The following is an 11,613-nucleotide window of genomic DNA, read 5'->3' as shown; positions in this document are numbered from 1 at the left end:
CTTATCGTAAACATCGCATGGTGGCGACCTTGCGCCTATGAAGGCGTGCGATGACCGGTAATCTCTCGATCATGACAGGCCGAACGGCGCTGGGCAGGCTGATCAGGGCCCGGGCCGGGGCGTGGCCCCTGGTCCTGCTCCTGGGCCTCGCGGTCAGCTTGCTGGAAGGCGTGGGCATCGGCCTCATCATACCCGTTGCGGCGCTTTTGCTGGCGCCGGGGGAGGCAAGAACCCTGCCCGAGCCGTTCGGTTCGCTCGTTGCCCTAACCGGCCTTTCCCCGGGCGACGCAGGCACATCCTCCGCGGTCGCCGTGCTGGGCGCAGCGATCCTGCTTGCCGTGGTCCTGAAAACCGTTCTCCAGGCTGCGAATGCCCTGCTGATCGCCCGCATCGATGTCGGGATCGCGCGCAGCCTGATCGACCGGCTGGCAGCCTGTATCCTTGCCCTCGACTACGACAGGTATCTCGAAACGGAGCGCGCGCGGCTGTTGCAGGCGCTCTCGACAGAAAGCTGGGAAGTGGCAGAAGCCGTGCGCGCCGGCCTCTCGCTCCTACCCGCGCTCGCCGGGCTCGCCATTTTCGGGCTTATCCTGCTGTGGCTCGATCCCGTATTGCTGGGTCTGGTCGGTATCCTTGCGCTTGGCCTGTGGGCCATCCTCGGCAGGGTGGAGAAACGGCAGCAGGCCCTCGGCGCCGTGGCGACAGCCGAGAACCGGGCGCTGGGCTGGCGGATGCTGTGGATCGTCGAGGGGCTGCGAACCATCCGTCTGTTCGGCGAAAGCCGTGCCGAGCAGGCCCGGTTCGAGAGTGCGAGCGGCAGGACGGCGGCCAGCGTGCTGGCCGTGGGCCGCCTGGCGGCGGTGACCGGGCCACTGGCAGAGCTGCTGCTCGCGGTCCTGTTCCTGGCCGTGCTGTTCGCCGGTGTCGCGCTGGACCGCCCTGCCGCGACGATGGCGGCATTCCTGCTGATCCTGCTGCGGACCTATCCCTATGCGTCGCGGCTGAGCCAGGCCCGGATCGAAGTCGCCGCCCGGCGCGGCGCCGTGGACGAGGTGGAATGGCTGCTGGGCCAGGAAACGGGCCAGCCCGCATCCACCGGCGCGGCCGAGGGGGCGCTGGACCAGACGATCGCGTTCCAGTCGGTTTCCTATGCCTATCCGGGCCGCGAGGGCGCGCTGCACGATGTCGACTGCCGCATTCCCGCAGGCGAGATCACTGCGCTGATCGGGCCGACCGGATCGGGCAAGTCGACATTGGTCACATTGCTGTCCCGGCTGGTGACACCCGATAGCGGCATACTGCTGGCAGGCGGCAGGGACGTACGGGACATCCCGCCCGATTACTGGCGCGCGCGTATGGCCTATGCGGGGCAGGATATTGCCCTTGTCGAGGGAACCGTGCGGGAAAACATCGCCTTCGGTTCCGGCAGTGCCAGCAACGAAGCGGTGCGCGGTGCCGCGCACGCAGCGGGTGCGGCCGGCATGATCGATAGCCTCCCGGATGGGTACGACACGCCGCTCGGCCCGGGCGGGATGGCCCTGTCGGGCGGGCAGCGACAGAGGATCGCCCTTGCCCGCGCATTGCTCAGGCGGCCCGACATACTGGTGCTGGACGAGGCGACGAGCGCCATCGACGCCCCTTCCGAAAGCGAAATCGTCGCCCTGCTCGAACGGCGCGAGCATTTCCGGACCGCCATCGTCATCAGCCATCGCCGCAGCACGCTTGCCGCCTGTTCCCACGGTATCGTGCTACGCGGGGGCCGGGTGGTCGAGGAAGGTCCGGTCGAAACGCTCGCCTGGTTCCGGATGCTGGGGGAAACGGGCGAGTGAGCGCGCCCAGCTTCTCCATCGTCATCCCGACCTACGAGCGGCGCGATCTCGTCCGGCAGGCGCTGGAGGCCCTGACCGGTGTCTCGTATGCAGCGCCTTGGGAGGTGATCGTCGTCATAGACGGTTCAACCGACGGTACGCGGCAAGCTCTGGAGGCGCAGGACTTGCCCTTCCCGCTCGTCATTGCCGAACAAGCCAATGGCGGTCTCGCAGCTGCCCGCAATGCCGGGGCCGCGATGGCGAAGGGCGATATCCTCCTATTCCTCGACGACGACATGCGGGCGGCGCCGGACATACTGGACCGCCACGCCGAAGCGTATTCGGGCAGCACGGTCGCGGTCGCCGGATGGATCGGGCTGGACGAGGCGTCGACGCCCGGTTTCCTGGGAAGCGGGGTGGAAGACTGGACCTTGAATGCGCTCGAGGGAGCGCAGGCAGACGATCCCTTCCTTCTCTACGGCGGACATTTCTCGGTTCGCCGTGCCGCATTCGAACGATGCGGCGGGTTCGATGCCGCCTATACAAGCAAGGGCGGATACGGGCGCGAGGACACCGACCTCGCGGTGCGGTTACTGGGCGAAGGCTCCATCGCACGGGCACCGCAGGCGCGGGCGTGGCAGGTCCACACTGTGCCAGCGGGCGAAATGCTGGCACGTTCGCGCAAGCAGGGGGTGGCCGACACGCGTTTCGCCCGCAAGCATCCCCGCCATGCAGCCATGCTGCTGGAGCGGTCTGGAGCGGACAGGACGCTGGACCGGCTGGTTCTTCGCCCCTTGGCGCGCTGGCCGATCGTGCCCGGTTTCCTGGCAGCACTGGCAAGCAGGGACACGAACAGGAGCGCCCGGCTGTTCGATGTGGCGCGCCGGGTCCTGTGGTGGCGCGGTGTGCGCGAAGCAGGCGGATATCCCCGTTCCCGCGAAGTCCTGGCCCTGTGCTATCACGCGATTGCGGATCACAGCGACGATCCGGTGCTTGCGCCCTATTCCATTCCGCCGGAGATGTTTGCAGCCCATGTCCGGTCCCTGATGCAGCGCGGGTTCCATTTCGTCGATGCCGACACCGCGCTGGCCGCGGCGAAAGGCGAGGCGCGCGTTCCAAGTCGCTCCGTCCTGCTCACCTTCGACGACGGCTATGCCGACCTGCCGGATGCCGCCCGGCGGTTCCTAGTCCCGAACGGCATTCCGGCCCTCGCCTTCTTGGTCTCGCAAAGGCTCGGCCAGTCGAACCTGTGGGACCAGCCCGCAGGCGCACACGAACATGCCCTGATGGACCGGGATGGAGCATTGGCCCTGCATGATGCCGGCGTAACGCTGGGCAGCCATTCGCGGAGCCATGCGGACCTGAAGGGCCTGCCGGACGCCGAACTGGAAGCGGAAGTGGCCGGCCCGCGCGATGACTTTGCGCGCGATGGCCTGCCCGTGCCCTCGCATTTCGCCTATCCGTTCGGGGAGAAGGACACAGCGGCGATCAGCGCCGTCGCCAACGCCGGTTATGCCGCAGGCTGGGCGCTTGCCGATCGGCGGGTCGATCCGTCTTCCGATACCGTCGCATTGCCACGGGTCATGATGCATTCCTCGGACACGCCCTGGCGTTTCCGGTTCAAGACCCGTTTCCCGACGGCTGCAACGATCCTTCGCCACTGGCCCTTCGTCCGCCGAAAGTGACTGTGCGGCGTATCGCAGCCAGTCCTTTCCTGACCGGCCGGGCCCATTCGCGGAACCGCAATCGCCGTCTCTCGCGGCGGATCGCAGCTAGGGCCTCGCCCTGCCATTCCCGGCCCAGCGACCGAACATAGCGCTCGGCCCAGTCGAGAAACGCTGCACGCTTCCGGCCATAGGTGCCTGCCGCTTCTACCCGGGCACAGCAACTGCCGGGATGCTGGCGGTAATCCTGCCAGACTTCGCTGGAGAACCAGACGGGCGCATAAGCATAGACCTTCAGGAAAAAAGCCTGGTCCTCGTAGAAGCCGGGGAAGCTTTCCTCGAATCCGCCGATGTCTTCGAACAGGCTGCGCCTGACTATCGCGCCGACCGGCGCGCCGCCTGCCCGGCCCAACGGATAGACCTGCATCAGGGCGTCCGGCACAGGGGTGACGCAGTCCCGGGACTGGCCGCTATATTCGATCCGGTCCTCTTCGCCGCGCCAGCTGTTCCAGATCCGGAACGCTCCCACGGCAGCGCCGATGCCGGGATTTGCGTCCATGATGGCGAGCTGGCGGGAAAGCTTGTCCGGCGGCCAGCGGTCGTCCCCGTCGATGAAGGTCACGAAGCGGCCCGAACCGGCAGCCACGCCTGCGTTTCGCGAAGCACTCATGCCGAGATTTGCGCCGCCCTCATGCGCGATAAACCGAATGCGGCTGTCTGAGGCGGCAAAGGCCTGCGCAATCGCATCGCTGCCGTCGCGCGACCCGTCATCGACGAGGACGAGCTCCCAGTCCTCGAAATCCTGCGCGATGACGCTTTCGATCGCTTCGGACAGGAACTCCCGCTCGTCGAGGAAGATCGACACCACGGTCACCAGTGGCGATTTTTCGTGCGCCGTCATTGCGCGGGCGCATCCCCGCTTCGCTCGCGGTTCTTGCGACGCCCCTTGTCGAGAAGGGACAACCAGACAAACCGCGGCAGCATGACCAGATACCGCCGCCACAGGCGCTTCGGCTCTGCAAGCAGGCGATACAGCCATTCCAGCATCATGACCCGGACGATGCGCGGCGCGCGCTGCTTGCGCCCCGTGTGGAAATCGAAGGCCGCGCCGATGCCGATCAGGGTCTGCGGCAGGCCGGTATGGTTTCGCCACATCCACACATCCTGCCGCGGCGAGGACAAGCCGACCCAGACCACGTCCGCGCCCGATGCCAGGATGCGTTGCCTTGTGAACTCTGCCTCGCGCGGGGCGGGCTCGCCCATGGGAGGGGTTTCCACGCCGACGATGCTGATGCCGGGATAGCGCGTGCGCATGACCTGCGCGAGATCCTGCGCAACGCCCTCTTCGCCGCCATAGACGTAATGCTTCAACCCGCTCCGGGGCGAGCGCGCGCAGACCGCTTCGAACAGGTCGTAGCCTGATGTCTGCTCCACGGGCAGGCCCCGCCGCTTGCCCAGTTCGGCAAGGGGCCTTCCGTCGGGCGTCACAACGCTGGCATCGCGGTGCAGGGGCGCGATGTCCGGATCGTCGCGGATCGCCATCAGGCTGGCCACGTCCCGCAGGCAGACGAAGCGGCCAATCTCGTCATGCGACCAGCGCTCTATCGCCTCTGCGGTAAGGGTCGGCGTCGTGACGGTAACCGGCACGCCGAGCACGTCGTAGGAGTCGAAGCCGTGGGCGGGGTCGGTCATGCCTGATACCCCAGGGCCCGGAAATCCGCGGCATAGCGGCGCGTCACCCGCTGAAGAGTGGCAGGATCCGTCGTCGTCCCCTCGCCGCGATGGCCGGAACGGTTTGCATGGGTGAGGACCGGTAGCCCCGTTTTCTCGCGTATCGTCGCCCAGTCCCGGTCGAGGCATTCCATACGTCCGATGAAATGGTGTGGTGCAGCCTCCACCGCGCGCACCAAGCGCGCCTGGCTGGCGAAATGGCGGTCGGAAATCCGGTCCGGTATGCGGCAGACGGCCTCGGCAAAACGTTCGAATGGCAGGTCGCCCCGGCGGATGTCGACCCCGCCCCATGCCGCGAAAATGCCGCGATGAAAGCGCCGGTGCAGGATCGACCGGCCCCCGGCCGCGGCGCTGCCGGCCACCTTGTCGCGGTAGCAGCTTTGCAACCGGTCCAGCGGGTGCCGCACGAAGGTGAAGACGAGATAGCCCTGCGCATGATCCGGCAGGCCGTGCATCGCCTTTGCCCGCAGCCGCTCGTGAAAGATTTCCTGCCCCCCGGCCTGCTCGAAACTATCGGGATAGAGTGCGGCCTTGATCGCAGTGCAGGCGACCTTCGCATTCTCGACATAGACCGCACGGTGGGCATCGCTCACGTAATATTCCAGCGGATCGATCCGTCCGTGGCGCGCAAGCTGGGCGAGATAGTCGAGCATGATCACGCCGCCTCCAGCACAAGATGGCCGAACCGCTCGCGATTTTCCGCGACGAAGGGCAGCGCATCGATTGCGTCCAGAGGGCGCCGTTCCAAGATGTCGCCGGGGAAGAGAGAGCGCCCCTCGCCGATGGCCTGCGCCAGCCGGTCCAGCGTGATCTCTCCCGTTGCCGGATCGACCAGGGCCGGGTCGTGTTCCTCGGTCCGGTGGGCATAGGATGCCAGCTTCGCCCGGGCCGCCTGCGCATCGCCAAGCCAGGAATGGTGATAACCGCGATAGCCATCCAGCAGAGGAATCTCGTCCGCCAGCCGGTTCCATTCGCCCAGCCGGCGGAGCCGGTCCGAGGTGCGGCGCATTGTCTTGAACCGGGCGCCGGTCATGATGAAGACGCGGTAGGCGTAATCGGGCGGCGAGCCGGGCCATGCCTCGTGAAACAGGGTCGATAGCAGGTTGAGGTAGAAGAACGTGTGCCGCAGCCTGATCGAGACGATCCCGTGCCGCCGTGCTGCATCGACGATTTCATCAGCGTGACGGGAATCGATGATCTCGTCGATATCGGCAAGGATGACGATATCGTCGTCTTGCGGATCGAGAAGCTCATGCACGAAATTGCGCTGCATGGTCTCGTTCTTGCGGGCCATGTCGCGGCGGCGAAAGAAGGGCGCGTGGCGGCTGAAGCCCCAGGCATGTTCCGGGTGGAACCTTGCCCCGTCGAACAGGTGAGGTTTGAGGAAAGTGCCTGACGAAAGGGTCGATGCAGGTTTCACGCGGCCACGAAAACTGTGGGTCGCCTCGCACACATGGAGTTCGTCGATCCAACGCGCCGCCTCGCCCTGCTTGATAGCAAGGGCATCGTGTTCGTCGTGGAACAGATTGAACTCTAGTATTCGCACCTTTTCACCTGCCCCCGAACCGATACCGGAAGCACTTGCCGAGGTTGACGGACCCTGACCCATGTCGTCGGCGGCAAGTTGCCGACCTCGCCCGACGTCACGGCATTCAGCCTATACATGAGGTTTTGTCTTACAGGAATCTACTTAACCCGTCATGTCCGGATACGAATTTCTCCGGTTTCAGCCATCCGGGTCCAGTTCGTCTTCCTGCGCCAGTCGGTAGACCAGCCAGCCCAGCATCAGTCCGGTACCGAAGACGAAACCGACGCTGGCGAGGGCTACGTTCACCATCATCGATATGGCCAGCACGCAGACCATCCAGCAATCGAAGGCGCTGGCTTCGCGCGCGGGACCGATAATCTTCAGGCTCAGAACCATGATGTAGCCGAGCACCAGCAGGCCGCCCGCCACACCCATCCTGTAGAACGCGTCGACATAGGCATTGTGCGCCGCCACGTGGATATATCCGGTCCGCTCCAACCCCGATACGACGTGTTCCTCGATCCCCACATGATAGACAGGGCGGATGGTCTCGGTCCCGAACCCGACGCCTGCGCCTCCGCTCGCGATCAGGCGGTCCCACGCGTCCTGCCAGAACAGCAGGCGGACGCCGGTATTGTAGTCCCACCACCAGATATCGCGCACAAAGGGCTGGGCCCCGATCGCGACAACGAACAGGCCGAAGACCACGAATGCCGCAATGCCCTTCGCGAATTGCGGCAGGACCAGCAGCGGGATCAGCACCGCCAGCGCCAGCACCGACTGCATGGAATTGGCAGTCGCGGCCAGCAGGACCGCGATGACGAACCGGACCGGCCACGAACGGTCCTCGTCCAGCACAAATCGGCGAACCAGGATGATGGCCGCGATCGCGTCCGGATTGATCAATTGCGAGATTCCGTATCCGGCCCCGTCTGTGATCCGCATGTCGAACAGCACCAGCGACAGCATGCTGGCCACGGCAAGAAGCAGGACGATCGTCTCCAGCCCGCGCCATCCCGGGGCACCGCGCGCGATCTGCGACCAGATATGCGCGCAGGCCGGAACCAGCAGGAACAGGAACACCGTGTAGAAACCCTGCTGGGCAATTGCGTCCCGCTCGAACAGCAAGGTCAGGCCGCTATGCATCATCCCCGCCCATGACAAGGCCATCAGCACCGTGCCCAGGCCCGCCAGGACCAGCAGGCTCGCCTGAAAGTATCGCCGCGCATAAATCAGCGCGAGCGCGGCCGTCGCAGCGGCAGGCGGCACGATACCGGCCGGTCCCAGATCGCGCAGCCAGGGCGACAGGCAGGCATAGACGAGGATGAAAACGGCCAGAATCAGCGACCCGGCATCGGCCTGCTCCACCGGCGCAGGCGCGAGCATATCATCGCCGGACAGGCCGTAGGCCCTGGCGTTCGCCATGCTCATGGTGAACTCCTCTCGCCGCGGCCGCCGGTTGCAGTGCTCCTTGCCATGAGGGCGTCCTCGTAGATTTGCTCCAGCTGCACAAGATTGGCCGAAGCGGAATGCTTCTTCTCGAAGGCGGCGCGGGCATTTTCGGCGAGCTGCCCCAGCGCCGCTTCGTCCTGCTCCAGCTCGCGCACGGCAGCGACGAGGGCAGGCCCGTCACCGGGCGGTACGAGGCGCGCAGTGCGGCCCCCTTCGCCGATCTCCCCAAGGCTCCCGATGTCGCTGGCGATGACCGGCAGGCCGCGAGCGAAAGCCTCCACGATCGTGAGGGGAAACCCTTCATACCACAGCGAGGGCATGACGAGCAGCTTCGCCCCGGCCATGTACCGCGCCACGCCCGCCGCATCGGTGTGACCGGCGAAGAAGACGTTGGCGGGCGCGCGCTCTTCCAGATCCCGGCGCAGTGGACCGTCCCCGACCAGCGTGAGCCGCAGGTCCGGAACCCCGCGCCATGCATCGACGAGCTGCCGCACGCCCTTCTCCGCCGACAGCCTACCGACATAAAGCACGCCGGTTCGGGGGCCGGCCCCTGCACGAGAAGCCTCGGGAGCGGCAAGGAAATTGCCCTTCACTGCCGTTTTTTCCGGGGGCAGGCCGGCCTGGACCAGCTTGTCCTTCGCGAAGCTCGACAGGGTAATGAAGCGGTCCACGCTGCCCAGCCATTGCGGCGATCCGATGGTTGCCTGCTGCATCCGCGTGCTGGCGATCGAACCGGCGACGGAGCCGCGATAGCAGCGATGGATGACGCCCCAATGAGAACCGGAATGCAGGCATTTCTCGCACACGGCGCCTTCTCGCATGAAGGTCGCCGCGGCACAGGACAGGCGGTAATTGTGCAGCGTCTGGACCACCGCCACCCCGCGTGCAGTCGCGGCGAGATGAATGGCGGGGGACAGGCGCGGGAAGAAATTGTGGACGTGCAGCAGGCCTGCCCCTGTCTCGTCCAGCACTGTGTCCAGCCAGCGCACAGCATCGGGATTGCTTGTCACCTGCCGGAACGCGCGCCATTGCGCGGGCAATCCGGTTATCGCGTCATTGCTCCATTCGCGCAGGGTTGCCGCGTGCCCGGCCCCGGCCAGCAGGTCGCGTTCTGCCGCGACCACGTTCTCCTCGCCGCCTGTAAGCTGGTAGCGATTGTGCAGGATCAGGATGGGGGGAAGCGCGCTCATCGGTAATGCCGCCGCGCAGGCCGTCCGGTCATCCGGCGATAGGCATTGGCGACGAACAGCAGGGCGCGCTCTCCCAACAGGGCATGGATGCGCTCGGCCCATGCGGAACGGCGTTGCAGGGATCGCAGCCACGGCGGGCGTGCAGGTTCTATTGCCAGCTCGCGCCGCGCTGCCTCGACCTCGCGGTAGCAGGTCACGCGGGAGCGAACGCCGCTCGACAACCCGCCTGCCGCCATGCGCGCGACCGTCACCGGTGCATGATAGAACCGGGTTTCCGGGTCGCGCAGGCTGCGAAGCATGAAATGCGCATCGCCCGCTATCGCGTAGCGGACCGAGAACGGGCCAAAGCGGTCGAACAGGTCGCGGTGATGCAGCAGGCCGGTATGCGACAGAGCGAAATCGGCCGCCGGGTCCTGCCTGTCGCCCGGCAGGGAATTCTGGCCGAACCGCTCGATAACCTCGCACCCCGCCACGAATTCGGTCATGCCGAAGACATAGGACAGGTCCGGCGTGCGCTGCGGCAGGGTCTCGCAATGGCGGGCAAGCGCGGACAGCGTATCGATCGAGGCGAGCCGGTCGTCTGCGCCCAAGAACATGATCCACCGCCCGCGCGCATGGGGGAGCAAGCTGTTCCAGGCGTCGTAAGGCCCCTCGTCCCGGCGCGATACGCTATAGGCAATCTGGCCCGCAAACTCTGCAAGGATGCGCCCCGTCCCGTCCTGCGATGCGCCGTCCGCGACCAGGATTTCCCAGCCCTCCATGTCCTGCGCCGCGATGCTTGCGAGGCACGCGGCCAGCGTATCGGCGGCGTTGTAGGTCGCGATCAGGATCGAGAAGGTCGGAAGCGCGGCGTCTGTCACGGAAACCGCTCCCCCTGCCCGGAGTGCGCCTGCCGCAGAACGACAAGCTGGACGATCTTCGCCGCCAGGGCAGCCGCGCCGGGCATGGCGGCCGTCGCGACCGGACCGCCCAGCCAGCCTGCCAGCAGCGTTGCCCCTATTCCGGCGACCCCGATGGGCAGGACGATATTGCGAAGGGCCCGCTCCCGCCCCAGCAGCGTCAATTGCATCCCCGCAGGGCCCAGCGCCAGCGCGGCGCAGAATCCGGCCGCAGCCCATGGCAGCGCCGGCGCGCCTGCCAGGAACTCCGGCCCGGCGAAGCGCAGGATAAACGGCCCGGCGAGGACAATCGCAAGGAAGGCGGCGATCCCCGAAAGGCCCATCACCATGCGCAGGCTGGCTAGCGTTCGCGAGAACTTTGCGATGTCACCCCCGGCCTGTGCCCGGGCAAGGCGAGGCAGGTAGACGGACGGAAGGGCTGCAGTGACGATCGAGACCAGAGCCGCGATCCGCAGGACGAGGTTCAGCACGCCGACATCCGCATTGCCGAGGACGAGGGGCACGAAGGCGATCGCACCGACAGAGCTCAGGAATTGGCCGATCTCGATCTGCGCGAAGGTCCGCCGCCGGGCCGACCATTGCTGCGGTAGCGGTCCTGCGGCGACGCCGCGATCATGCGGTCTCAAGCGCTTCAACAGGTATGCGGAGCCGGCACAAGCTGCCAGTAGCATAGCGCCTGTGTAGATGGTCGCAATTCCGGGAAAACGCGCCTCGGCCGCCCAGCCGAGGATCGTCAGCGCTGCCAGCGCCAGTCCTGGAACAAGCACGAATTCGACCAATGTCGCCGCCAGCGGATAGCCGAGAGCCTTTGCGCCCTCGCTCGCGCTGCGCAGCACGATCAGCAGAAGGCCCGTCGCCAGCGCGAAGCGAATGTCGAGTGCGAGCGTGGATCTCAGCGCAGCGCTGGAGAATATGGAGGCAAACAGGGCGAGTACCAGCGCGAGGACGGCAAAGGTGCGGATATTGCCGATCAGCAGGCGTAGGAGCACGTGGCCGACCGGCAAGCCGTTCCGCGCGCCAAGCAGGGGCGGCACTTCATGCAGGACAAGCTGCGGCGCCCCCCACAAGGCGATGATTGCAAGCGCCGTCCCCCAGCTGAGCGAGGCGTAGAATATGCCGGCATCGCCTGCGCCCAGCATCGCGGACAGCAGTGTCGCAAGCGCAAAGGAAAGCGCGGCACCACCCATCCGGGAGCCGGTGACGAGTGCCGTGGCGAACAGGTCGCCTGAAAATGGTTTCGCCGCGGACATTGCCGGGTTGATCGCCTTTCCTGCGGGAGCGGCCAACCATCGCAGCACCGCCGCACAGGCTCAACCCTTCGGCAAGGCGACGCGCTCCTTT

10 protein-coding genes are annotated in these 11,613 nt (G+C 66.3%); 2 read left to right on the top strand and 8 right to left on the bottom strand.

The features are described from left to right. Positions 1-50 precede the first annotated feature (50 nt). Together ACGHJ7_RS05920 and ACGHJ7_RS05915 are read left to right on the top strand one after the other, a co-directional pair. Positions 51-1,829, top strand: coding sequence for an ABC transporter ATP-binding protein (locus tag ACGHJ7_RS05920; protein WP_390475386.1), 1,779 nt, complete (start codon positions 51-53; stop codon positions 1,827-1,829). After that, entirely contained in the window at positions 1,826-3,493 is a 1,668-nt protein-coding gene (locus ACGHJ7_RS05915) for a glycosyltransferase (RefSeq protein ID WP_390475384.1), read from the top strand. Before ACGHJ7_RS05920 ends, ACGHJ7_RS05915 begins: the two co-directional genes overlap by 4 nt. Here ACGHJ7_RS05915 and ACGHJ7_RS05910 read toward each other — a convergent pair. From ACGHJ7_RS05910 to ACGHJ7_RS05875, 8 genes are all read right to left on the bottom strand, one after another. Then, positions 3,429-4,373, bottom strand: coding sequence for a glycosyltransferase family 2 protein (locus tag ACGHJ7_RS05910; RefSeq protein WP_390475382.1), 945 nt, complete (start codon positions 4,371-4,373; stop codon positions 3,429-3,431). The two genes, ACGHJ7_RS05915 and ACGHJ7_RS05910, sit on opposite strands and share 65 nt — an antisense overlap. Further along, positions 4,370-5,164 (bottom strand): WecB/TagA/CpsF family glycosyltransferase, encoded by a 795-nt coding sequence (locus ACGHJ7_RS05905; protein WP_390475381.1) that lies wholly within the window; start codon positions 5,162-5,164, stop codon positions 4,370-4,372. Before ACGHJ7_RS05905 ends, ACGHJ7_RS05910 begins: the two co-directional genes overlap by 4 nt. Further along, positions 5,161-5,856: a sulfotransferase family 2 domain-containing protein gene (locus tag ACGHJ7_RS05900; RefSeq protein ID WP_390475379.1), complete on the bottom strand. Its 696-nt coding sequence runs from the start codon at positions 5,854-5,856 to the stop codon at positions 5,161-5,163. The genes ACGHJ7_RS05905 and ACGHJ7_RS05900 overlap by 4 nt, the downstream gene beginning before the upstream one ends. 2 nt (positions 5,857-5,858) lie before the next feature. Further along, positions 5,859-6,749, bottom strand: coding sequence for a hypothetical protein (locus tag ACGHJ7_RS05895; protein ID WP_390475377.1), 891 nt, complete (start codon positions 6,747-6,749; stop codon positions 5,859-5,861). A 180-nt stretch (positions 6,750-6,929) separates the two neighbouring features. Then, positions 6,930-8,162: a hypothetical protein gene (locus ACGHJ7_RS05890; RefSeq protein WP_390475375.1), complete on the bottom strand. Its 1,233-nt coding sequence runs from the start codon at positions 8,160-8,162 to the stop codon at positions 6,930-6,932. Continuing rightward, on the bottom strand, positions 8,159-9,373 hold the full coding sequence (locus tag ACGHJ7_RS05885; protein ID WP_390475373.1) for a glycosyltransferase family 4 protein: 1,215 nt from the start codon (positions 9,371-9,373) through the stop codon (positions 8,159-8,161). Before ACGHJ7_RS05885 ends, ACGHJ7_RS05890 begins: the two co-directional genes overlap by 4 nt. Continuing rightward, positions 9,370-10,233: a glycosyltransferase gene (locus tag ACGHJ7_RS05880; RefSeq protein ID WP_390475371.1), complete on the bottom strand. Its 864-nt coding sequence runs from the start codon at positions 10,231-10,233 to the stop codon at positions 9,370-9,372. The genes ACGHJ7_RS05885 and ACGHJ7_RS05880 overlap by 4 nt, the downstream gene beginning before the upstream one ends. Next, on the bottom strand, positions 10,230-11,522 hold the full coding sequence (locus tag ACGHJ7_RS05875; protein ID WP_390475369.1) for a lipopolysaccharide biosynthesis protein: 1,293 nt from the start codon (positions 11,520-11,522) through the stop codon (positions 10,230-10,232). The genes ACGHJ7_RS05880 and ACGHJ7_RS05875 overlap by 4 nt, the downstream gene beginning before the upstream one ends. Between the last annotated feature and the right edge of the window lie 91 nt (positions 11,523-11,613).

This window comes from Altererythrobacter sp. MTPC7, assembly GCF_042851395.1.
In the GTDB taxonomy this organism is placed as follows: domain Bacteria; phylum Pseudomonadota; class Alphaproteobacteria; order Sphingomonadales; family Sphingomonadaceae; genus CAJXSN01.
This window is presented reverse-complemented; position numbering and strand designations above follow the sequence as displayed.